This window comes from Knoellia sp. Soil729 (assembly GCF_001427985.1).
GTDB lineage: Bacteria > Actinomycetota > Actinomycetes > Actinomycetales > Dermatophilaceae > Knoellia.
Map to the genome: position 1 here is coordinate 414941 of NZ_LMSA01000002.1, position 21335 is coordinate 436275.

20 protein-coding genes and 1 pseudogene are annotated in these 21335 nt (G+C 68.5%); 12 read left to right on the forward strand and 9 right to left on the reverse strand.

All coding sequences use genetic code 11. From position 1 onward, the window contains the following. Positions 1-5 precede the first annotated feature (5 nt). The 3 genes and pseudogenes from ASG74_RS06865 to ASG74_RS06875 all read left to right on the forward strand — a co-directional run bounded on the left by ASG74_RS06865 (position 6) and on the right by ASG74_RS06875 (position 2608). Positions 6-1023 (forward strand): annotated as a pseudogene (locus ASG74_RS06865) (fumarate hydratase). Then, on the forward strand, positions 1020-1535 hold the full coding sequence (locus ASG74_RS06870; protein ID WP_056140633.1) for a beta-class carbonic anhydrase: 516 nt from the start codon (positions 1020-1022) through the stop codon (positions 1533-1535). The pseudogene ASG74_RS06865 and the gene ASG74_RS06870 overlap by 4 nt, the downstream one beginning before the upstream one ends. Before the next feature lie 194 nt (positions 1536-1729). Next, the gene (locus ASG74_RS06875; protein ID WP_056140636.1) at positions 1730-2608 is read left to right on the forward strand and encodes an MOSC domain-containing protein; all 879 of its coding nucleotides are present in this window, start codon (positions 1730-1732) and stop codon (positions 2606-2608) included. On the opposite strand, the gene ASG74_RS06880 is transcribed toward ASG74_RS06875, so the two are convergent. Together ASG74_RS06880 and ASG74_RS06885 are read right to left on the reverse strand one after the other, a co-directional pair. Beyond that, a complete protein-coding gene (locus ASG74_RS06880) occupies positions 2580-3233 on the reverse strand; it encodes an SDR family oxidoreductase (protein ID WP_056140639.1) in 654 nt (217 codons plus the stop codon). The two genes, ASG74_RS06875 and ASG74_RS06880, sit on opposite strands and share 29 nt — an antisense overlap. Positions 3234-3236: 3 nt before the next feature. Continuing rightward, positions 3237-3665, reverse strand: a complete 429-nt coding sequence (locus ASG74_RS06885) for an Ohr family peroxiredoxin (RefSeq protein WP_056143269.1) — start codon at positions 3663-3665, stop codon at positions 3237-3239. A gap of 45 nt (positions 3666-3710) precedes the next feature. On the opposite strand from ASG74_RS06885, the gene ASG74_RS06890 reads away from it, so the two are divergent. From ASG74_RS06890 to ASG74_RS06905, 4 genes are all read left to right on the forward strand, one after another. Beyond that, a complete protein-coding gene (locus ASG74_RS06890; protein ID WP_056140643.1) occupies positions 3711-5081 on the forward strand; it encodes a GH1 family beta-glucosidase in 1371 nt (456 codons plus the stop codon). Positions 5082-5202: 121 nt separating this feature from the next. Continuing rightward, complete coding sequence (locus tag ASG74_RS06895; RefSeq protein WP_056140644.1) at positions 5203-6039, forward strand: ABC transporter substrate-binding protein; 837 nt, start codon at positions 5203-5205, stop codon at positions 6037-6039. 101 nt (positions 6040-6140) lie between these two features. Further along, complete coding sequence (locus ASG74_RS06900; RefSeq protein WP_082569577.1) at positions 6141-6962, forward strand: amino acid ABC transporter permease; 822 nt, start codon at positions 6141-6143, stop codon at positions 6960-6962. 6 nt (positions 6963-6968) lie between these two features. Continuing rightward, positions 6969-7835, forward strand: coding sequence for an amino acid ABC transporter ATP-binding protein (locus tag ASG74_RS06905; protein WP_056140647.1), 867 nt, complete (start codon positions 6969-6971; stop codon positions 7833-7835). A gap of 87 nt (positions 7836-7922) precedes the next feature. Here the strand turns inward: ASG74_RS06905 and glmM are convergent, their stop codons facing one another. The 3 genes from glmM to rplM all read right to left on the reverse strand — a co-directional run bounded on the left by glmM (position 7923) and on the right by rplM (position 10446). Further along, a complete protein-coding gene (glmM, locus tag ASG74_RS06910; RefSeq protein WP_056140650.1) occupies positions 7923-9269 on the reverse strand; it encodes a phosphoglucosamine mutase in 1347 nt (448 codons plus the stop codon). 215 nt (positions 9270-9484) lie between these two features. Continuing rightward, positions 9485-10003 carry a 30S ribosomal protein S9 gene (gene rpsI / locus ASG74_RS06915; RefSeq protein WP_056140653.1) on the reverse strand — a complete coding sequence of 173 codons (519 nt, stop codon included), beginning with the start codon at positions 10001-10003 and terminating at the stop codon, positions 9485-9487. Beyond that, on the reverse strand, positions 10000-10446 hold the full coding sequence (gene rplM / locus ASG74_RS06920) for a 50S ribosomal protein L13 (RefSeq protein ID WP_056140656.1): 447 nt from the start codon (positions 10444-10446) through the stop codon (positions 10000-10002). The genes rpsI and rplM overlap by 4 nt, the downstream gene beginning before the upstream one ends. A gap of 303 nt (positions 10447-10749) precedes the next feature. On the opposite strand from rplM, the gene ASG74_RS06925 reads away from it, so the two are divergent. Together ASG74_RS06925 and ASG74_RS06930 are read left to right on the forward strand one after the other, a co-directional pair. After that, positions 10750-11361: an ArsR/SmtB family transcription factor gene (locus ASG74_RS06925; RefSeq protein ID WP_056140659.1), complete on the forward strand. Its 612-nt coding sequence runs from the start codon at positions 10750-10752 to the stop codon at positions 11359-11361. Further along, positions 11358-12626, forward strand: a complete 1269-nt coding sequence (locus tag ASG74_RS06930) for an MFS transporter (protein ID WP_056140663.1) — start codon at positions 11358-11360, stop codon at positions 12624-12626. Before ASG74_RS06925 ends, ASG74_RS06930 begins: the two co-directional genes overlap by 4 nt. Before the next feature lie 97 nt (positions 12627-12723). Here the strand turns inward: ASG74_RS06930 and ASG74_RS06935 are convergent, their stop codons facing one another. After that, on the reverse strand, positions 12724-15813 hold the full coding sequence (locus ASG74_RS06935) for a pullulanase X25 domain-containing protein (protein WP_082569578.1): 3090 nt from the start codon (positions 15811-15813) through the stop codon (positions 12724-12726). A gap of 145 nt (positions 15814-15958) precedes the next feature. Here ASG74_RS06935 and ASG74_RS06940 point away from each other — a divergent pair, with 145 nt between their 5' ends. Continuing rightward, entirely contained in the window at positions 15959-16624 is a 666-nt protein-coding gene (locus tag ASG74_RS06940) for an LmeA family phospholipid-binding protein (protein WP_162252788.1), read from the forward strand. A 17-nt stretch (positions 16625-16641) separates the two neighbouring features. On the opposite strand, the gene truA is transcribed toward ASG74_RS06940, so the two are convergent. Then, a complete protein-coding gene (truA, locus tag ASG74_RS06945) occupies positions 16642-17493 on the reverse strand; it encodes a tRNA pseudouridine(38-40) synthase TruA (RefSeq protein WP_056140673.1) in 852 nt (283 codons plus the stop codon). A gap of 38 nt (positions 17494-17531) precedes the next feature. On the opposite strand from truA, the gene ASG74_RS06950 reads away from it, so the two are divergent. Together ASG74_RS06950 and ASG74_RS06955 are read left to right on the forward strand one after the other, a co-directional pair. Next, positions 17532-18773, forward strand: coding sequence for a hypothetical protein (locus ASG74_RS06950; protein ID WP_056140674.1), 1242 nt, complete (start codon positions 17532-17534; stop codon positions 18771-18773). Between the two features lie 10 nt (positions 18774-18783). After that, positions 18784-19086, forward strand: a complete 303-nt coding sequence (locus ASG74_RS06955; protein ID WP_056140676.1) for a DUF2087 domain-containing protein — start codon at positions 18784-18786, stop codon at positions 19084-19086. 299 nt (positions 19087-19385) lie between these two features. Here ASG74_RS06955 and rplQ read toward each other — a convergent pair whose 3' ends face one another. Together rplQ and ASG74_RS06965 are read right to left on the reverse strand one after the other, a co-directional pair. Continuing rightward, positions 19386-20117, reverse strand: coding sequence for a 50S ribosomal protein L17, sunset domain variant (gene rplQ / locus ASG74_RS06960; RefSeq protein ID WP_056140681.1), 732 nt, complete (start codon positions 20115-20117; stop codon positions 19386-19388). A gap of 27 nt (positions 20118-20144) precedes the next feature. After that, complete coding sequence (locus tag ASG74_RS06965; RefSeq protein WP_056140684.1) at positions 20145-21185, reverse strand: DNA-directed RNA polymerase subunit alpha; 1041 nt, start codon at positions 21183-21185, stop codon at positions 20145-20147. Positions 21186-21335: the final 150 nt, after the last annotated feature.

A 21335-nucleotide genomic window follows, 5' to 3' on the forward strand; every position in this document is an offset into this window, starting at 1 on the left:
ACGACGTGACCGAGTTCGCGTACGAGGACCTCCTGCCGATCGGCAGTGACGACACGGCATACCGGCTCCTCACCACCGACGGCGTCGAGGTCCTCGACGGTCCTGGAGGGCGCCAGTTCCTCTCGGTCGCCCCCGACGCCCTGCGCCTGCTCAGCGAGACGGCGATGCACGACATCGCCCACTACCTGCGTCCCGCCCACCTGCAGCAGCTGCGCAACATCCTCGACGACCCCGAGGCCAGCAACAATGACAAGTTCGTCGCGCTCGACCTGCTCAAGAACCCCAACATCGCCGCCGGTGGGGTCCTGCCGATGTGCCAGGACACCGGCACCGCGATCGTCATGGGCAAGCGCGGCCAGCACGTCCTCACGCAGGGAGTTGATGAGAAGGCGCTGAGCCACGGCATCCACGACGCCTACACGCGCCTCAACCTGCGCTACTCGCAGATGGCGCCCGTGACGATGTGGGACGAGAAGAACACCGGCTCCAACCTGCCGGCCCAGATCGAGCTCTATGCCGACACCGCGCCCGGGCACGAGAGCACGTACAGGTTTCTCTTCATGGCCAAGGGCGGCGGCAGCGCCAACAAGTCGTTCCTCTTCCAGGAGACCAAGGCCGTCCTCAACGAGGCGGCGATGATGCGCTTCCTCGACGAGGAGCTCCGCGGGCTGGGCACTGCCGCCTGCCCGCCCTACCACCTGGCCATCGTCATTGGTGGCACGAGCGCCGAGTTCGCCCTCAAGACAGCGAAGTACGCGAGCGCCAAGTACCTCGACACCCTTCCCACGACACGGCGGGTTCTACCTCGGCTCCATCGGCGGCCCTGCCGCCCGCCTCGCCCAGGACTGCATCAAGAGTGTCGAGGTGCTCGAGTACGCCGAGCTCGGCATGGAAGCCATCTGGAAGATCGAGGTCGAGAACTTCCCGGCCTTCATCGTCGTCGACGACAAGGGCAACGACTTCTTCGCTTCGGTGACCAAGCCGCTGGCCATGACCATCCCCAAGAGAACAGGACTGCTATGAGCGAGAACTCCTCTGCAACACCCGGATTCGATGACCTGCTTGAGGCCAACGAGGCCTTCGCCGCCAACTTCGCGCTCGGCGGCTTCGACGGCATCGCCCAGCGTGGTGTCGCCCTCATCACCTGCATGGACTCCCGCATCGACCCGCTGGGCATGCTCGGCCTCTCCCCCGGTGACGCCAAGATCTTCCGCAACCCCGGTGGTCGCGTCACGGCGGCAGCCCTCGAGGCGCTCGTCCTCGGCGTGCACCTGCTCAACGTCAACCGCATCCTCATCGTCCCGCACACGAAGTGCGCGATGACGCAGATGTCCGAGGCCGAGCTGCGCGAGGTCATCACCGAGAAGGCCGGTGTCGACGCGTCATGGATCGGCTTCCACGTCGTGCCCGACCAAGAGGCAGCGCTCAAGGCCGACGTCGCCGCCGTGAAGTCCCACCCGCTCATCCCCGAATCGGTCGCAGTCGGTGGCTTCCTCTACAACGTGGACACCGGCACGCTCGACCGCCGCGTGTGAGCTGTCGGTGAAGGTCGGCCGCACGGTCGGCCGGACGACGATGCGCGCTCAGTCGCTCCTTAGTCGCGAACGCGCGTGAGCTGTCGGTGACGGTCAAGCGCACGGCGACGCACGCTCAGTCGCTCATTCGTCGCGAACGCGCGCATCGCCCTGCGCTCGACCTTCTGTTCCGCACCACGAGGGGTACCTGACTCATGTCGACATCACGCGTCGTCGGGCTGAACCTGCACCCCGTCAAGAGCTGCGCCATCCGGCCCGTGGAGGTCGCCACGGTGGAGCGGGCCGGGTTCGCCGGGGATCGTCGGTGGATGGTCGTCGACTCCGACGGGAAGCTCGTCTCGGCCCGTGAGGAGCACCGCCTCTTCTCCATAGTCCCCGACACGGCTGAGACCAGTTCGGATATGACACGTGGCCTTCGCCTACATGCCCCGGATGTCGACGACCTTCTCGTCAGCTCAGCCCCGGGGCCCGAGATCTCGGTGCGGCTGCACCGCCACGACCTCAGTGGTTCTCTGGTCTCACGCGAGGCCGACGAGTGGGTCAGCACGGTGGTGGGTCGCTCCGGGCTACGGCTGGTGCGTTGTCCAGACCCGACTGCCCGGGCGCTCAACCCGGACTTCAGCGCAGAAGGCGACCACACGGCATACGCCGATGGTTATCCGGTGACGCTCGCCAGCCGGGCCTCGCTGGCCCGGCTCAACGAGTGGATCGCGCAGGGCGCGGTCGAGCGTGGTGACGAGGCGCCCCCTCCCCTGCCGATGGAGCGCTTCCGGCCCAATGTCGTCATCGACGGCGACCTCGAGGCGTTCGTCGAGGACAGCTGGTCGAGGGTGCGGCTGGGCGGGGTGAGCTTCCGGGTCGCGAAGCCGGTCGACCGCTGCGTCATGACAACCATCGACCTCGCGGACCTCGAGACCGGCAAGGAACCGATCCGCACCCTGGCCCGTCACCGGCGCTGGGACGGAGCCACCTGGTTCGCCATCCACCTCATCCCCGACGGCACCGGGGAGGTCCACGTCGGCGACGAGGTGCTGGTCGACCAGGTCAGACGATCGCGTCCAGCGCCAGCCTGATCGGCGTCTCGCCGTTGTTGAACTGGATCGTCGTCCGGGCGAAGTCGGCGTGGTCGATGACGTAGGCCGCAACGGTCGCCACGTCGTCGCGCGCCACGTGCCCGGCCGTCACGCCGTCGCCCGTCTCGATCGCGCCCGTGCCCGCGTCGTCGGTGAGCGTGCTCGGCGCGAGGATCGTCCAGTCGAGTGACGTGTCGCGCAGGTGGGCATCGGCATCGGTCTTGGCCTGGGCATAGGTGAAGAACGCGTTGTCCTGCGGCACACCGTGATCCGGGCCTGCCCCGAAGTAGGAGACCATGACGTAGCGCGAGACCCCGGCAGCGACTGCCGCGTCCATCGACCGGATCGCAGCCTCACGGTCGACAGCAACCGTGCGCTCGGGGCTGCCGCCACCCGCACCTGCGGACCACACGACGACGTCGGCTCCCGCGAAGGACTCGCTCATCTGTTGCGTCGACATGGTCTCGACGTCGAAGACGGCTGGCGTGGCACCGGTCTCCTCCACGTCGGAGCCCTGCTCTGCCTTGCGGATCCACGAGGTCACCTCGTGACCCTTGTCGGAGAGCTGGCGGGCCAACCGCAGGGCGATCTTGCCGTGACCCCCGATGATCGTGACGGCTGCCATGGCTCAGGCCGTCCGGACCGTGATGTCGACGTCGATGTTGCCGCGCGTCGCCTTGGAGTAGGGGCAGGCGGCGTGGGCCGCGTCGACCAGCTCCTGTGCCGTGGCTTCCTCGATGCCGGGGACCAGCACGTCGAGGGTGACGGCGATACCCACCCCGGAGTCCGTGTGACCGAGGGTGACGGCGGCCGTCACCGTGGACTCGCTGGTGTCGAGGCCCTGCGCGGTGGCGATGCTGTTGAGGGCGTTGCCGAAGCAGGCTGCGTAGCCGGCCGCGAACAGGGTCTCGGGGTTGGCCTTGGGGTTGGCCTTGCTCCCCGGCTTCCCGAGGGCGAGGTCGAGGACCCCGTCCTCACTCGTGACGTGTCCCTGGCGGCCGCCCTTGGCGGTGGCGGCAGTGACATAGAGGGGCGTGGTGATGGATTCGTGGGGCATGGCAACACCCTGCCGCACGATGGTGTCCCGCACTACGTTGGGGGCATGACGTTCGAGACGACCTTTCCCGACAGCTTCCTCTGGGGCGCGGCGACCGCGAGCTACCAGATCGAGGGCGCAGTGGCCGAGGACGGGCGCCTGCCCTCCATCTGGGACACCTTCTGCGCCGAGCCCGGCAAGGTCCTCGGGGGTGAGTCCGGCGAGGTCGCGTGTGACCACTACCACCGCATGCCGCAGGACGTCGCGCTCATGAAGGAGCTGGGCCTCGACGCCTACCGCTTCTCCATCGCCTGGCCCCGTGTCATCCCGACCGGCACCGGAGCGGTGAACACCAAGGGGCTCGACTTCTACTCACGGCTGGTGGACACGTTGCTGGACAGGGGGATCCGTCCCTTCGTGACGCTCTACCACTGGGATCTTCCTCAGGCGCTCGGCGACCAGGGCGGGTGGCTCAACCGGGACATCAAGGACTGGTTCGCCGAGTACACGGGGGCCGTCGTCGGCGCCCTGGGTGACCGCGTCAAGAACTGGACGACCCTCAACGAGCCGTGGTGCTCGTCGCTGCTCAGCTACTCGCTCGGCCACCACGCGCCCGGCCACACCGACCGCGTCGAAGGTCTTGTCTCGGCGCACCACCTCATGCTGGCCCACGGCACTGCTGTGCCCGTCATCCGTGAGGCCTGCCCGGACGCCGAGGTGTCCATCACCCTCAACCCGACCCAGGTCATCGGTCCGGACGACCCGACCGACGCCGACCTCGACGCCATGCAGCGCGCCGACGACGTCCTCAACGGCATCTTCTTCGGACCGCTGTTCCACGGCGCCTACCCGCCCACCCTCCTCGAGAACACCGCCCACCTCACCGACCACGCCTACATCCACGACGGCGACCTCGAGGTCATGAGCGCACCGCTGGACAACCTGGGCGTCAACAACTACTTCCCCACTCGGGTGAAGCACACCGACGGAGCCACCCACCCGCTACCGGGCGGCGAGGGCGTGGAGGAGACCGAACCCCACCCGCCACTGACCGCCATGGGCTGGGAGATCAACGCCGACGCCCACCACGACATCCTCATGCGCTCTTCGCAGGAGTCCGGGCTGCCGATCTACGTCACCGAGAACGGCTCGGCCTGGCCTGATGTCATCGAGACCGGCCCGGAGGGTGAGTCGGTCCACGATGTGGACCGCACGGCATACCTGCACGGGCACCTCGACGCCGTGAAGCGTGCCATCGACGACGGAGCCGACGTCCGGGGCTACTTCGCGTGGTCGCTCATGGACAACTTCGAGTGGGCGTTCGGCTACAGCAAGCGCTTCGGCATCGTGTACGTCGACTACGACACCCAGGAGCGGACGGTCAAGGACTCCGGCAAGGAGTACGCCCGGATCATCGCCGCGCACCGCACCGACTGACCTCACGAGGTCACGATTGGGGACCGTCACCACAAAATCGTGGGTATGCCGGGTGTCGCTCGGTAGGGTCAGCGCCAGTCGGCGTGAATCGACAACGCCAACAGCCGAACAAGGAGTACCCGTGAGCACCTCACGCCCCCGCCGCGTCAGCACCTTCGCTGCCGCCGCGCTCATCTCCACCCTGGCGCTCGCCGCCTGTGGTTCCAGCGACGACGGCGGGGACGCCGCGGCCACGAACGCCAGCGGTGTCACCACCATCGAGTCAGGCAAGCTCAAGGCCTGCACGCACCTCTCCTACAAGCCGTTCGAGTTCAAGGAAGGCGCTGACGTCGTCGGCTTCGACAAGGACCTCACGGACCTCGTCGCCAAGAAGCTCGGCCTCACCCAGGAGGTCGTCGACATCGAGTTCGCCACGATCACCTCGGGCGCAGCCTTCGCCGCCAAGAAGTGCGACATGGGCTACGGCGCGACGACCATCAACGAGGAGCGCTCCAAGGCGGTGCTCTTCTCCGACCCCTACTTCGACGCCACGGCGGCGCTCATCGCCAAGAAGGACGGGGGTGTCACCGACCTGGCAAGCCTCAAGGGCAAGAAGATCGGTGTCCAGACCGACACCACCGGCCAGGAGTTCGCCGAGAAGAACAAGGACGCCAACGGATACGAGGTGGTCGTCTTCGACGACCTGCCGACGCAGCTCGCCGGCGTGCTCTCCGGCCGGGTGGACGCAGCGATCAACGACAACGGCCCACTCCTCGACTACGCCAAGGACAACCCCTCGACCTCGGTCGTCAAGGAGTTCGACACGGGCGAGCAGTACGGCCTGATGTTCAAGATCAACGACCCCAACGGCACCAAGCTCGCCGAGACCGCCAACGAGGTGCTCAAGTCGTCCCAGACCGACGGCACCTACAACACGATCTACAAGAAGTGGTTCGGAGTCGACGCTCCGAAGAAGTGACCCTTCCGCAACGTCGGGGGCGGCGGTACGGTTTCGACCGGCCCGCCGCCCTCGGCGTTGGGAGCCCATGACCACGGACATGCCGGTCGGCAGGAGAACTGATGAGCACCACCGCTGAAGCGCCACCGAAGAAGAAGCTCTCCCCACGCAAGCGCGCCCAGCGCATCCGTTGGGCGCAGTACGCCATCCTCGCCGCCATCGCCGTCGTGGTCGCGTTCGCGGCTGACTGGGGCCAGATCCAACACGTGTTCTTCCGGTCCGACATGGTCAAGGCAACCTTCACCGAGGGCCTGCCCAATGCGTTCAAGAACACCCTCGTCTACACCGCCGGGGCCTTCATCATCGGGCTGCTGCTCGGGACGGTGCTCGCCCTCATGCGCCTGTCGTCCGTCGGGCCCTACCGGTGGATCGCCAGCATCTGGATCGAGTTCTTCCGTGGGCTGCCCGCGATCGTCGTGTTCATCGCGTTCGGACTGCTGCCGTTGGCCTTCGCGGGCCTGGTCATCCCCTTCGACCCCTACGGGACCGTCTGGGTTGCCCTGGGCCTCGTGGCCTCGGCCTACATGGCGGAAACGATCCGGGCCGGAATCCAGGCGGTTCCGCCGGGCCAGATCGAGGCGGCCCGCTCGCTCGGGATGCCTGCAGGTGCCGCCACTCGCAAGATCATCCTGCCGCAGGCGTTCCGCATCATCACCCCTCCCCTGACGAACGAGGTCATCCTCCTCGTCAAGGACTCCTCACTCGTCTACGTCCTGGGACTCTCCGGGTCCGCCTACGAGCTGACCAAGTATGGGCGCGGCCTGGCCAACACGAACGCCAACCTCACCCCCCTCGTCGTTGCCGGATTCTGCTACCTGCTCATCACCCTCCCGCTCTCCATCCTCGTGCGCCGTATGGAAGCCCGCCAGAAGAAGGAGCGCTGAGTCCTCATGTCCGCACCAGCCAGCACCGCCCACGTCGTCGAGGTCACCGACCTGCACAAGTCCTTCGGTGACAACCATGTCCTTCGGGGCCTCAACGCGACCATCAGCCAGGGAGAGGTCGTCTGTGTCATCGGCCCCTCGGGCTCGGGCAAGTCGACCTTCCTGCGCTGCATCAACCTCCTCGAGCAGCCCTCGAGCGGCTCGATCAAGGTCGGCGGCGACGAGGTCACCGACCCGGACTGCGACATCGACGGCATCCGCCGCAACATGGGCATGGTCTTCCAGCAGTTCAACCTCTTCCCGCACCTGTCGGCCCTCGACAACTGCACCATCGCCCAGACCACCGTGCTCAAGCGCAGCAAGGACGAGGCGCGCGCCACGGCTCGCGAGAACCTCGAGAAGGTCGGGCTGTCCGAGAAGGCCGACGCCTTCCCGGCCCAGCTCTCGGGCGGCCAGCAGCAGCGCGTCGCGATCGCTCGTGCCCTGTCGATGGATCCCAAGCTCATGCTGTTCGACGAGCCGACCTCCGCCCTGGACCCCGAGCTCGTCGGTGACGTGCTCTCGGTCATGCGTCGCCTCGCCACCGAGGGCATGACGATGTTCGTTGTCACCCACGAGATGGCCTTCGCGCGCGACGTGGCCGACCGCGTGATCTTCATGGACGGTGGCTACATCGTCGAGGAGGGCTCCCCCGACCAGGTCATCGGTGACCCCAAGGAGGAGCGCACCAAGACCTTCCTGCAACGGGTCCTCGACCCCACGCACGTCGACCCGGGAGCCGAGGACGCGGCATACAGCAAGCGCCACATCGCCGAGGCCACCGCAAGGAGCGCCACCCCGCCGCTGGACCCCACGGCGTTCCCCGAGCGCTAGAACAACCGACGAGAGTAGACGAAGTCCCGCCTCCAGCTGCTGGAGGCGGGACTTTGCCTACTCTCGACTGCTTGGTGGAGGGCTCGGTCAGAGGGTGAGGCGCTCCTTGACGACGGACACGAGCCGGTCGGCCACCTGCTGGGCGTCGTCCTTGGTGGCCGCCTCGACCATGACGCGCACCACGGGCTCGGTGCCGGACTTGCGCAGCAGCACCCTGCCGGAGCCGTCGAGCTGCCTCCCGGCGTCGGCGACCGCCGCCTGGACCCCCTCGTCGGTCTCGACGCGGGCCTTGTCGACGCCCTTGACGTTGATGAGGACCTGGGGCAGGTGGGTCATGACCGTGCCGAGGTCGGCGATGGTGCGGCCGGTCGCGACCATGCGGGCCGCGAGCATCAGCCCGGTCAGCACGCCATCGCCGGTCGTCCCGTGCTCGAGCATGATGACGTGGCCCGACTGCTCGCCACCGAGCGAGTGCCCCGACCTGCGCATCTCCTCGAGGACGTAGCGGTCGCCCACCGCGGTCTGCTTGACCGTGATGCCCTCACGCTTCATCGCCTGGAGCAGCCCGAGGTTGCTCATGATGGTGGCCACGAGGGTGTCCTCGTGCAGGGCGCCCCGCGACTTCATGTCGACGGCGAGGATCCCCATGATCTGGTCACCGTCGACCTCGTTGCCCTCGGCATCGACCGCGAGGCAGCGGTCGGCGTCGCCGTCGTGCGCGATGCCGAGGTGGGCCCCCTTGCGCACGACCGCGTCCTTGAGGTGGTCGAGGTGGGTCGAGCCGTAGCCGTCGTTGATGTTGAGGCCATCGGGCTCGGTGCCGATCTCGATGACCTCGGCGCCGGCGAGGCGGAAGACCTCGGGCGAGACCGACGAGGCGGCCCCGTGGGCGCCGTCGATGACGACCGTGAGTCCGTCGAGGCGGTTCGGCAGGGCCTCGAGCAGGTGGGCGACGTAGCGGGCCTGACCGGCGCGGTTCTGCAGCACCCGACCGACCTGGGCGCCCGTGGGGAGCACGGGCGGGCTGTCCAGGCCCGCGGCGATCTCGTCCTCGAGCGCGTCAGGCAGCTTGTGGCCACCGAGCGCGAAGAACTTGATCCCGTTGTCCGGCATGGCGTTGTGCGAGGCCGAGAGCATGACGCCGAAGTGGGCGTCCATGTCGGCCGTCAGGAACGCGACGGCCGGGGTCGGGAGGACGCCCACGTCGTGCACGTCGACCCCGGCGGACGCGAGTCCGGCCACGACCGCCGCGCTGAGGAACTCGCCCGAGGCTCGGGGGTCGCGCCCCACGACGGCCTTGGGTTTGCGCCCCGCTGCCCGGGCCTCGCGACCGAGGACGGTGGCCGCCGACATGGCGAGCCTCAGGGCGAGGTCGGCAGTGATGTCGACGTTGGCGAGTCCTCGGACTCCGTCGGTCCCGAACAGTCGAGCCATGCGTGGGCCGTGCCTTTCGTGGTGCGTGTGGGGTCGGGCGACGCGGCATCCCCGCGCGGGGACAGCCGAAACGGCCGACGAGTCAACCTACCCCCGGGAGGCCGAAGCCAGCATCCGGCCAGGGCAGGGCGGGAGAAGACGAAGTCCCGCGTGCGGGGTCGCGACGCGGGACTTCGTCTTGTCTCGATGGGCAGGAGTCCGCCCATGGAGAGGGATCAGCGCTTGCTGTACTGAGGCGCCTTGCGGGCCTTCTTGAGACCAGCCTTCTTGCGCTCGGGGACGCGGGCGTCACGGGTGAGGAAGCCGGCCTTCTTGAGTGCCGGACGGTTCAGCTCCTCGTCGACACCGTTGAGGGAACGGGCCACGCCCAGGCGCACGGCGCCGGCCTGGCCGGAGGGGCCACCACCGTGGACGCGCACGAGCACGTCGTAGGCGCCGTCGAGCTCGAGCAGCGTGAACGGCTCGTTGACGATCTGCTGGTGGACCTTGTTGGGGAAGTAGGCCTCGAGCGAGCGGCCGTTGACCTTCCACTCGCCGGTGCCGGGGACGATGCGCACGCGGGCGATGGCCTGCTTGCGACGGCCGGTGGCCGCCCCGGGCGCGGAGGCGGAGGGGCGACGGGTGGGCTCGCCGGCGACGTCACCGGAGGACTCCGAGGTGTACTCGGTGATCTCCTGGTCCTCGCTGTCGGTGCCGAACTCAGCCGCAGTGGCTTCGGTGATGTTCTCGCTCATGACTGGGCCACCTGGGTGATCTCGAAGGGCTTGGGCTGCTGAGCAGCGTGGGGGTGCTCGGAACCTGCGTAGACCTTGAGCTTGGTGAGCTGCTGACGGCCCAGCGTGGTGCGCGGGAGCATGCCGCGAACGGCCTTCTCGACGGCCTTCTCGGGGTACTTCTCGAGCATCTCGACATAGGTGCGGCTACGCAGGCCACCCGGGAACCCGGAGTGGCGGTAGGCGCGCTTCTGCTCGGCCTTGGCGCCGGTGAGGGCGACCTTGTCGGCGTTGATGATGATGACGAAGTCGCCACCGTCGACGTGGGGGGCGAAGGTCGGCTTGTGCTTGCCGCGCAGGAGCGTCGCCGTCTGGACGGCGAGGCGACCGAGCACGACGTCCGTGGCATCGATGATGTGCCACGTGCGGGTGATGTCGCCCGGCTTCGGGGTGAACGTACGCACGGTATTGCCTAACGTGTGAATGGGTCGGATGAACCTGTGGCCGCCGCTCGGAGAGACGATGCAGACCTCAGGGGTATGCCGTGTGCTCCCGTCAGGGTCCGAACCTTCCGGTCTCGATCCTCTCGGGCCACCCTGAACAAGGGCGCACGGCACAACAGTCCTCAAGTTTACGGAGGAAGCCCCCCGGCACCCAAATCGCGGTCAAGGCGACCCGAAACTGCGGTTGACCTGCAGGAATAGCGGTCACAGAACGGCATACACAGCTCTTGTGCAAACAGAGTGTGCACAGGTATTGTGCACACCATGCCTTCCCAACAGCCCCAGAACGCGCCCGGCCTCACCGGTCTGCGCCTCGACGCACCGGCGCTCAAGGTGCTCGCGCATCCCCTGCGCTCACGCCTGCTGTCCGCGCTGCGCGTCGGCGGCCCCGCGACGGCGACCGACCTCGCCGCCTCCCTCGGCACCAACTCGGGCGCCACGAGCTATCACCTGCGCAAGCTCGAGTCCGTCGGCCTGGTCGCCGACACCGAGGAGGGCGAGGGCAAGCGCCGTCTGTGGCGGGCCGCCACCGAGAGCCACCAGTGGGAGCCCAGCGACTTCGCCGGCGACGAGGACTCCGAGACGGCACTCAACTGGCTCGTGCGGGACTACACCCGCCACTTCGCCGAGCAGTTCGAGAAGTGGCTCGACGTCGAGGCGGCGTGGCCGATGGCCTGGCGCGACGCCGCAGGGATGAACGACTCCTACGTCATCGCGACCCCGGCCCAGCTGGAGGAGATGAAGGCGGAGATCTCGGCCCTCATCGACAGCTATCGCCGTGTGGGACAGGGCAATCCGGCCGCACGCCGTCTCGCCGTCTACAGCGTCATCTATCCCCTGGACCTCGACCGCATCCCGCGCGGAGACGACCAATGAGCACCATGACCCCCGCAGCCGCCCAGCGCACCTTCTACCTGCTGACGACGACGCGCTGGCTCCCGGTCGGCTTCGTTGCCGGGATCTTCACCCTCGTGGCCCGCGAGCGCGGGCTCTCGGTCGAGCAGATCACGCTCTACATGACCGCCCAGGGCATCATGGTGCTCCTGCTCGAGCTGCCCACGAGTGGCTTCGCCGACGTCCTCGGACGCAAGCCCGTGCTGCTGGCGGCCGGGGTGGTCAACATCGTGGCCGGCCTGGCCTTCATGTTCGCCCACTCCTTCTGGACCTTCGCGCTCGCCGCCGGCCTCATGGGTGTCTATCGCGCGCTCGACTCCGGCCCGCTCGAGGCGTGGTACGTCGACACGGTCCACGAACGTCAGCCTGGAGCCGACGTGCACGGCGCCATGTCGATCCAGGGCGTGCTCGTCGGCGTGGGGATGGGTGGTGGTGCCCTCGTCTCCGGCGGACTCGTCGCCTGGCACCCCTTCAAGGAGTCCAGCGCGCTCCTGCTGCCCATCCAGGTGTTCGTCACCCTGTGCGTCGTCCACCTCGTCGCCACGCTGTTCCTCCTGCGCGAGGCGCCTCGGACCGACGGGCGCCTGCGCGGCCGGCTCGCGTCGTCCGTGCGCGAGACCCCGGCCGCCATCGGCGACGGGCTGCGACTCCTCGCCCACAACTCGGTCCTGCGCGCGCTCGTCCTCGTCGAGGTGTTCTGGGTGACCGGGATGATGGCCTACGAGACGCTCATGCCGCTGCGCCTGGCCGAGCTGCTGGGGTCCGAGGCCCGCGCGGGTGTGTGGATGGGTCCGGCAGCCGCTGGAGGCTGGGCGCTGTTCTCCTTCGGCTCCTGGCTCGGCGGGCGGTTGGCCGACCGGCTCGGCCTCGTGTGGGCGGCGATCCTGGGCCGGGTGGTCAACGGCCTCGGCGTCGTCGCCATGGGCCTCACGCTCGGCCCCGCAGCGCTCGTCGTGGCCTACCTGTTCACCTACACGATGCACGGCGCTGCCAGCCCGGCCTTCATGGGCCTCATGCACCGTGAGGCGAGCTCGAAGAACCGCGCCACCATCCTGTCGATGGGCTCACTCGCCATGCAGGGAGGAGGCGCCATCGTCGGCCCCCTCCTCGGAGTCCTGGCCGCAGCCACCTCGATCGCCACGGCGATGGTCGTGGCGGGCCTGGTGAGCATGGTGGGCTTCGTCTGCTTCCTGCCGGCCCGCCGCCAGGAGCGCGCCCGTCAGGCCCCGGAGGTCCTCACATCCTGACCGCACCCCACTTCCCCTCCCCCAACTCCGACTGATTGCCCGTTTGGCCAGTGCGAAGCACTGGCCAAACGGGCAATCAGTCGCTCGGTGGGGCCGCCTACTGGCTCGTGACGGTCGTGAGGTGCGTCGCCGAGTCGTAGGTGAAGGACGTCTTCGCGCCGTTCGTGGGAACGGTCACCGTGATGTCGCCGCCCTTGAACACCCCACCGTCGCCGTAGTTCTCGTCCCAGGACAGCCCGTGCGCCACCTTGAACTGCCACGTGCCCGCCGGGATCCGGGTCGTCGCCCAGCTGTAGACGCCGTCGCCGTCCTTGTCCTGCAGCCACGGGCGCATGCAGTCCGGCGCCCAGTCGCCGGGGCACCCGAGCTCGGACTGGAACGAGCCGGGCGCCGTGATGATCGGACCCTCCTCGTCGGAGGTGGCCCAGTGCGTCGTGGGGTCGTAGTAGAACGTCACCTTGCCGTCGAGGGTCTCGTAGGAGATGTTGGCGCCCTCACGCTCACCCTTCGCGCCGTAGTTCTCGGTCCACGACTTGTCGAGCGCGGCCTTGTAGGCGTACGGCCCGACCGGCAGCGTGAACGCCTTCTTCCAGATCTGGTCAGCGGGGTCGAGCGTGAGCTGCGAGGCGTCGCAGAGCTCGTCCCAGTCCTTGCTGCACCCCATCTCGGAGTTGTGCGTGCCCGGGACCCCGACCGTGCTCGGCTGGGTCGCGGGTGGGTCGCCGATCTCGGCCGGCGCCGGCGGGGGCACGTCGGCGACGACCGATGCCCAGGTCCCGTCAGCCGCCACGCGGCCGGCGGCGTCACGCACGACCGCGCGGTACTCGAGGACCGAGCCGAGCGGCATACCGGCAACGTCGTGGAAGACGCGGAACGGAGCGTTGTCGTCGGTCCCGATGGTGCGCCACTGCGTCGTGCCGACGGGCCGGTAGAGGAAGGTCGTCTGCGCGAACGTGCTCGCGGACACGTCGGCCGAGATCTCGGCGCGACCTGCGACCGTAGCTGCGTCACGCGTCGACACCTCGACGGTCGGGGCCGCACCCGTCGTGCTGATCGTCTTGTTGGCCCGCCAGATGCTCACGGTGAGCGGTGGGACCTTCACCGTGAGCGAGCCGTCCGCCGCGGGCTTGACCGCGGTGTCCGTGCCCGAGACCGGCGTGAACACGACTCCCTTGCCCTTGCTCCAGGTCGGGAAGGTCGCCGACGACGGGGTCGTCGCGTTGTTGGCCGCGACGACGTACTCGACCTTCTGCTTCGCGTCGATGCGCGAGACGGCGAAGATTCCGTCGCCGTCGGCGGCGAAGCGCGCGACCTGGGCGCCGTCGGCGAGCGCCGGGTGCTTGGCCCGCACCTTGGACAGCGCGCTGATGTGCTGATAGAGCGGGTGGTCGGTGGCGAAGCGGTCTCGGGAGCCCTCGGGACCGGCGAGCACCTCCTCGGTGTTGTAGATGCCGACCTTGCTGGCGAACATGTCCTCGCGGGCGAGCTGGTCGCCACCGGTGCCGATGAAGCCCTGCTCGTCGCCGTAGTAGGTCACCGGGTTGCCGCGGGTCGCGAACATCAGGGAATCCGCGAACTTCACGCGGGCCAGGTGCTCGGCCTCGTGCTTGGTCCCCTCCTTGAGGAACATCGCGACGCGGCCCATGTCGTGGTTCCCGAGGAAGGTCGGCAGCTGGTAGGCGTTGCTGTCGGCATCGGTGTACCAGTCGTCCTTGGCGAAGAAGTCGGCGAGCACGTTGGCCGGCTTGCCCTTGGCGAAGTCGACGCCCTGCTGCTGGAAGCCGAAGTCCAGGGTCGCCTGCAGCGTGCCGCGGGTCGTGTACTCGGACATCACCGCCGGGTTGCCGTCATAGACCTCACCGAAGGCGAAGAAGTCGTCGTTTTTGACGGCCTTGGCCTCGGCGAGGATGTCGGGCACGAACTTCTGCCAAAACTCGAGGTTGACGTGCTTGACGGTGTCGATGCGGAAGCCGTCGATGCCGAAGTCGACCCACTTCTTGTAGATCTGGCCCATGCCGTCGACGACCTCGGGCCGCTCGGTGAAGAGGTCGTCGAGCCCGATGAAGTCGCCATACGTCGAGGACTCGCCGGCAAAGGTGGAGTCACCGCGGTTGTGGTACATGAGCGGGTTGTTGAGCCACGCCGGGGTCTTGGCGTCCTCGTCGCCCTTGTGGAAGAACGGCATGTAGGGGAACGACGTCGCCGGGTCCATCTCGGGGAAGGCCTTGTTGACGTAGTCGCGGTCGTCGAACGCGGTGCCGTCGGCGTCCCGGTAGGGCGAGGTCTTCTTGGACTTGTAGGTGTAGGTGCCGCCCTGGTAGTCGATGACGTCGGCGGTGTGGTTGGTGATGATGTCGAAGAAGACCTTCATCCCCTTCTTGTGCGCCGCGTCGATGAGCGCCTTCATCTCCTCGTTGGTGCCCAGGTGCGGGTCGATCTGGGTGAAGTCGGTGATCCAGTAGCCGTGGTAGCCCGCGCTCTCCTCGCCCGGCTTGCCCTGCACCGGCTTGTTCTTGAAGCTCGGCGTGAGCCAGATCGCGGTGGTGCCCAGCCCCTTGATGTAGTCGAGCTTGCTGGTCACGCCGGCCAGGTCACCACCGTGGTAGAAGCCCTTGTTCGTCGTGTCGAAGCCGGTCGTGAGCGGCCCACCGGTGAGCCCGCCGCGGTCGTTGTCCGTGCGCCCGTTGGCGAAGCGGTCCGCCATGAGGAAGTAGAACCGCTCCTTGGTCAGCGGCGAGCGCAGCGAGCTCTGCGCGAGCCTCCCGTCGGCACTCGTGGTGCCCCCGGCGAGCCCACGGGGGATGAAGCTCACGAGGTGGGTCACGTCGTCGTAGGTGAAGTCCAGCGTCGCCGGCCCCTCGAGCACGAGCGGGATGTTCGAGCCGTTCAACGCACCGCCCGCCCCGTAGTTGATGTCCCACGAGTCGTTGATCGCGATCTTGAACTCGTACTTCCCAGCCGGGAGGCTGAACGACCGGGCGTATGCCGTGCTGTTGCCCACGCGCGTGAGCTCCGTTGCGCTGCACTCGGGCTGCCAGTCGCCGGAGCAGCCGAGCTCGGACTGCAGCGAGCCCGCGAGCGCCACCGAGGTCGTCTCGGCGGCAGCCGGAACAGCCGCCGACAGGAACGGGGTCAGGGCCAGTGCGGCACCGGCAGTGACGGCATACACACGTCGTGGACTGGGCATGTGGTGCTCCTCCAGGGTCGCCGCGAGACGTCGTTGTCCGCTGTGATGACTGCAGAGAAGGCTATCTCCAAGATCCCAACCTCGCCTTCTGTGCCTGAGGCCGACATGCACCTCTGCGTAGGGCACACGAGGCAGGATGGGGTGGGTGAAGCAGTTCCTCCTCGGTGCGGTCTCGATGCTCGTGGCGCTCGTGCTCGCCGTCGTGGCCCTGGTGTGGTCGGTCGGCAGCCCGGGCTCGAACACGGACGTCACCCGTCCGGCGACCGCCAGAGCGACGCCGAGCCCCTCGGCCCCCACGGACCTCGCCAAGGGTGAGACGTGGCTGGGTGACGCGCGCCTGACGAGCGCGCACGTGGTGACCGGAGACGGTGGCCTGCGCGACGTCACGGCAACCGGCTCTGCCGTGACCCTTACGAAGGACGGCCTGCGCGCCGAGCGCCTGGACATCGACGCGGTGCTGCCGTTCGAGACCGCTGCCTCACAGATCGGCGACGGCGTCACCCTCTATGCCGCGGGCGGCGGGCTGGCCGGGCTGCGACGTCGCGTGAGCGTCCTGAACCGTGAGGTCGAGGTCCGGGCCACCGGTGCGGTGCAGGCCGTCGACGGGCAGCTCGTCATCACTCCCGACACGGTCGACCTCGACGGACCCGACTGGCTGGACTCGGCCGCGTCAGCGATCGTGCGGCGACTCGTGACCATCCACCACACCGTGGAGGGCGTCCCCCAGGGCATGGCACTCACCTCGGTGTCGGTGGAGGCCGACGGCTTCCGCGCGCACCTGCGCGGCGAGAACGTGGCCATCGCGCCCTGACTCACCCCGAGGTCGAGTCAGTCCTTCGCGTCGAGGGACCGGGTGGCCCGGGCCTCGTGGGCGCGGGCCGCGAGCCCGCTGTCGGCCGGATAGCTCACCTTCTCGAGGCACAGACCGTGGGCGGGCATGACCCTGACCCGTGGGTCCCTCGCGCGCGCACCCAGAACCTGGTGCGGGAAGCCGACCTCCGCACGGCCCAGTCCGACGGGGACGACCGATCCCACGAGTGCGCGAACCATGCTGTGGCAAAAGGCATCTGCGACGACCGTGGCAACGACTGTTCCGTCCCACGCGCGCTCCCACGAGTAGTCCAGCAGTGTCCTCACCGTCGTCGCACCCTCGCGCTTCTTGCAGAACGCAGCGAAGTCGTGCAGACCCACCAGGTGCTCGGCGGCCGCGTTCATCGCGTCCACGTCCAGCTCCTCCTTGAGGACCACGGTGTCGCGACGCCTCAGCGGGTCGAGCAACCCCGGACGGTCGCAGATGCGATAGCTGTAGCGGCGCATCATCGCCGAGAAGCGCGCGTCGAAGCCGTCGGCTGCGCGCGCGACCGATCGCACCACCACGTCCGGCGGCAGGATGCCGGACAGGCGGGCCCTCGCCGACTCCTCGGGTGAGCGGTCCGACCGACCGGGCAGGGCGGCATACAGGCTCTGGTCGACATCAGCGTGGGCGACCTGTCCGCGGGCGTGCACGCCGGCATCGGTGCGCCCGGCAACGGTGAGGCGCACCGGTTCCGGCGCGCGGAGCAACATCGTGAGCGCCGATGACACCTCGCCCTCCACGGTCCGGCGTCCCGGCTGCGCGGCCCAACCCGAGAAGTCGGTGCCGTCGTAGGCCAGGTCGATCCGCACCCGCAGCAACGTCATGATCCGGCAGCCTAGGACAACGGGTCTACGGTCGGGGCGTGACCAACCCTCACGCACGGCTGGCGATCAGCGCCGCCTTCTTCGTCCAGGGCCTGCTGTTCATCACGCTGACCCTGCGGCTGCCCGTCGTGCAGGACCTCCTCGGCCTCTCGGCGCTGGCGCTGTCGGGCGTCATGCTCATGCTCGTGCTGTGCGCGGGTGCCGGCTCGGTCGTCGCCGAGGCCCTGGCCCGCCGGGTCGACAGTGCGCGCACGCTGCGACTGGCCCTGTCGGTCATCGCCATGGGGTTCGTCCTCATCGCGCTGGGAGTGCGCGGCGACGGTTCCCTGCCGGTCTTCGCCGCAGGCGTTGCCGTCTACGGCTTTGGCCTCGGCGGCAACGATGCGGCGAGCAACATGCAGGCGGTCGCCCTGGAGCATCGGCTCGGCCGACCGGTGATGCCGTCCTTCCACGCCGCCTGGACCGCCGGGGGGCTGCTCGCCACCGGGCTCGCGTTCGTGCCGGTGAGCTTCCCGGCGATGGTGGCCACGCTCGTCGTGGCGCCGCTGGCCGTGCTGGCGGCTCCCCTGCTGCGGCGCGAGCTGGCTTCCGTGGTCGCGCCGGCCACCACCGAACCGCTGGGGATCCCGTGGTCACGCATCCTGCTCGTCGGCGTCGCGCTCATCCTCTTCTACATGGTCGACACCTCGGCGACCGCGTGGGGCCCGGTCTACCTCAGCAGCCCCCACGTCTTCGACGACCCACCCACCAACAGCGCGATGTTCGCACTCGCCACGCTGCCCTACCTTGCGGCGACCCTGCTCGCTCGGGTCTTCGGCGACGGGCTGACGGCGCGCCTCGGCGCCACGGCGGTCGTGCGCGCGGGCAGCATGCTGGCCTTCCTGGGCCTGGTCGTCATCGTCTTCGCGCCGAGGTCGACGTGGCAGGTCGGCATCGTGGGGTTCTTCGTCGTGGGCCTGGGAGTCGCCGTCATCGCCCCCTTGGCCTTCTCCGCCGCCGCCCGCATCGCCGGCGAGACCGGGGACTCGGAGGTCGACGACGCCACCCATCGCGCTCGCGTCGACGCCGTCATCGCCCGCTTCAACCAGTTCAACTACGTCGGTGCGCTCCTGGGTGCCGTCCTCACCGGAGCGATCGGCAACGGCAACCTGCGGATCGGGTATGCCGTCCCGATGGTTCTCGTCCTGGCCCTGCTGCCGCTGGCGAGACACTTCGTGGGGCCGGCCACGGCACCGGCCGTCACCGACAAAGCCCTCGCGCCGGGTCGCACGACTCCCTAGGGTCGAGCTCATGGACCGACCTGCCCTTGCCGATGCGCTGGCCCACCGCGAGACCGTCCTGCGGGCCTTCATCGGGGCGGATGGTCGCCTGTCGAGCATCCCCACCAGGCTCACCAAGCGGCTCGTCATCCTCGACCACATCGCCCAGTCCTTCGAGCCCGGGGTGCGCTACAGCGAGGCGGAGGTGAACGCGATCATGCACCGGTTCCACGCCGACCATGCCGCGCTGCGCCGCCACCTCGTCGAGAACGAGTTCCTCGAGCGCGATGCCGGCCTCTACTGGCGCGCCGGCGGCAGCACGGACCTCACCTGAGCGAGCACCCGCCGCGGCAAACACCCCCCAGGACCAACCCCTTTGAGCGTGCAGGGTGCAAGAAAGCGCTCGTTTGCCGCCCACTGTGCCGGTCCCTAACGTCGCGCGGCACGGGACGAGGTGGCAAGCAGAGCGCCCGAATGCCGGTTCGCCGCCGACTGGGACTGGCGGGAGACCCGAGCGCGCTCAGCGCGCGAGGGTCGGATGGGACAGCGGCGAACGGGCTTTCGGTCGCGGAGCCAAAACACACGGGCCGTTCACCCCGAAGGATGAACGGCCCGTGTGACAGGCGAAGCAGATCAGGCGTTGTCGCCCTCGGCCTGCTGCTTGGCCTCGCCGCCAGCAGGCTCGAAGCCAGCTGCCTGGGCGTCGTCGGCCGAGGCGAACCAGAACTCGGCCTCGGTCTGGTCGTACCACTGCGAACCCTCGACGTGGTACTTGCCGGAGTCGGCGTTGCCCTTGACCGAGTAGCCCTCGGGAGCAGAGCCATCCTCGTTCGCCGCGACGGCGCCCTGGGGCAGGTCGGCGGCGGCAGCGGTCTCGGTGGCGGGAGCGTCGGTGGCCTCAGCCTCGACGGTCTCGTCCTGGGCGACCTCGGCCTCGGCGGCCCGGGACTCCTTGACGGCACGCTTGGTCGCGCCCTCGGCCTCCTTGACGGTGGCCTTCCTGGCGACGGGCTCGCGGACGAGCTCGATGACCGCCATGGGGGCGTTGTCGCCCTTGCGGGGACCGATCTTGGTGACGCGGGTGTAGCCACCCTGGCGGTCGGCCATGTCGGGGGCGATCTCCACGAAGAGGCGGTGGACGACTCCCTTGTCGCGGACGACCGTCATGACGCGGCGACGGGCGTGCAGGTCGCCGCGCTTGGCGAAGGTGACGAGGCGCTCGGCGAGCGGACGCAGGCGCTTGGCCTTGGTCTCGGTCGTCGTGATCGAGTCGTGCTCGAACAGCGAGGTCACGAGATTCGCCAGGATGTGGCGCTCGTGAGCCGGGCCGCCTCCGAGGCGGGGACCCTTGGTGGGCGTAGGCATGTCAATACTCCTTGGTGTGGGTCAGCGTCAGAGCTGCTCGTCCTCGGCGAACGACGCGTCCTCTGCGTCGTCGGCGTCGGAGAAGCTGAACTCGTCGTCGTAGGAAGCGATCTGGCTCGGGTCGAAGCCGGCGGGGCTGTCCTTGAGGGCGAGACCCATGCCGTGGAGCTTGGCCTTGACCTCGTCGATGGACTTCTGACCGAAGTTGCGGATGTCGAGCAGGTCTGCCTCACTGCGACCGACGAGCTCACCCACGGTGTGGATGCCCTCGCGCTTGAGGCAGTTGTAGGAACGGACCGTGAGGTCCAGGTCCTCGATCGGCAGGGCGAGGTCGGCAGCCAGTGCCGCGTCCGTCGGGGACGGGCCCATGTCGATGCCCTCGGCCTCGACGTTGAGCTCGCGGGCGAGCCCGAAGAGCTCGACGAGGGTCTTGCCGGCGGAGGCGAGCGCGTCGCGCGGGGTGACGGCCTGCTTGGTCTCGACGTCCAGGACGAGGCTGTTGAAGTCGGTGCGCTGCTCGACTCGGGTCAGTTCGACCTTGTAGGTGACGTTGAGGACCGGGCTGTAGATGGAGTCGACCGGGATGCGGCCGATCTCCTGGTCACCGGACTTGTTCTGGGCGGCGGAGACGTAGCCGCGACCGCGCTCGACGGTCAGCTCCATCTCGATGCTGCCCTTGTCGTTGAGCGTCGCGATGTGCAGGTCGGGGTTGATGACCTCGACACCGGCCGGCGGTGCGATGTCCGCGGCGGTGACGGCGCCGGAGCCCTGCTTGCGCAGGTACATGACGACCGGCTCGTCGTGCTCCGAGGAGACGACCAGCCCCTTGATGTTGAGGATGATCTCGGTGACGTCTTCCTTGACACCCGGGATCGTGGAGAACTCGTGGAGCACTCCATCGATGCGGATGCTCGTCACTGCGGCACCGGGGATGCTCGAGAGCAGGGTGCGGCGGAGCGAGTTCCCGAGCGTGTAGCCGAAGCCGGGCTCGAGGGGCTCGATGACGAATCGGCTCCGGTTCTCGGAGATGACGTCCTCGGAGAGGAGTGGACGCTGTGCGATGAGCACGGTGATTTTCCTTCCCACGGGCGACCGCTATATGACGCCTCGTGAAACAACGCCGGGTGCGAACCCGGCAAGCCCAGCCCACCTCTGTCTGTGGTCAGGACAAGCCTTGCTGTATGCCGTGGAGCACGCAGGTGCCCACAGCCCCGACTT

What these genes read in the sequence shown, in the direction of transcription:
- ASG74_RS06870 (WP_056140633.1), top strand. Translation starts at nt 1,020, where the DNA reads ATGAGCGAGAACTCCTCTGCAACACCCGGATTCGATGACCTGCTTGAG.
- ASG74_RS06875 (WP_056140636.1), top strand. Translation starts at nt 1,730, where the DNA reads ATGTCGACATCACGCGTCGTCGGGCTGAACCTGCACCCCGTCAAGAGC.
- ASG74_RS06880 (WP_056140639.1), bottom strand. Translation starts at nt 3,233, where the DNA reads ATGGCAGCCGTCACGATCATCGGGGGTCACGGCAAGATCGCCCTGCGG.
- ASG74_RS06885 (WP_056143269.1), bottom strand. Translation starts at nt 3,665, where the DNA reads ATGCCCCACGAATCCATCACCACGCCCCTCTATGTCACTGCCGCCACC.
- ASG74_RS06890 (WP_056140643.1), top strand. Translation starts at nt 3,711, where the DNA reads ATGACGTTCGAGACGACCTTTCCCGACAGCTTCCTCTGGGGCGCGGCG.
- ASG74_RS06900 (WP_082569577.1), top strand. Translation starts at nt 6,141, where the DNA reads ATGAGCACCACCGCTGAAGCGCCACCGAAGAAGAAGCTCTCCCCACGC.
- ASG74_RS06905 (WP_056140647.1), top strand. Translation starts at nt 6,969, where the DNA reads ATGTCCGCACCAGCCAGCACCGCCCACGTCGTCGAGGTCACCGACCTG.
- glmM (WP_056140650.1), bottom strand. Translation starts at nt 9,269, where the DNA reads ATGGCTCGACTGTTCGGGACCGACGGAGTCCGAGGACTCGCCAACGTC.
- rpsI (WP_056140653.1), bottom strand. Translation starts at nt 10,003, where the DNA reads ATGAGCGAGAACATCACCGAAGCCACTGCGGCTGAGTTCGGCACCGAC.
- ASG74_RS06925 (WP_056140659.1), top strand. Translation starts at nt 10,750, where the DNA reads ATGCCTTCCCAACAGCCCCAGAACGCGCCCGGCCTCACCGGTCTGCGC.
- ASG74_RS06930 (WP_056140663.1), top strand. Translation starts at nt 11,358, where the DNA reads ATGAGCACCATGACCCCCGCAGCCGCCCAGCGCACCTTCTACCTGCTG.
- ASG74_RS06935 (WP_082569578.1), bottom strand. Translation starts at nt 15,813, where the DNA reads ATGCCCAGTCCACGACGTGTGTATGCCGTCACTGCCGGTGCCGCACTG.
- truA (WP_056140673.1), bottom strand. Translation starts at nt 17,493, where the DNA reads ATGACGTTGCTGCGGGTGCGGATCGACCTGGCCTACGACGGCACCGAC.
- ASG74_RS06955 (WP_056140676.1), top strand. Translation starts at nt 18,784, where the DNA reads ATGGACCGACCTGCCCTTGCCGATGCGCTGGCCCACCGCGAGACCGTC.
- rplQ (WP_056140681.1), bottom strand. Translation starts at nt 20,117, where the DNA reads ATGCCTACGCCCACCAAGGGTCCCCGCCTCGGAGGCGGCCCGGCTCAC.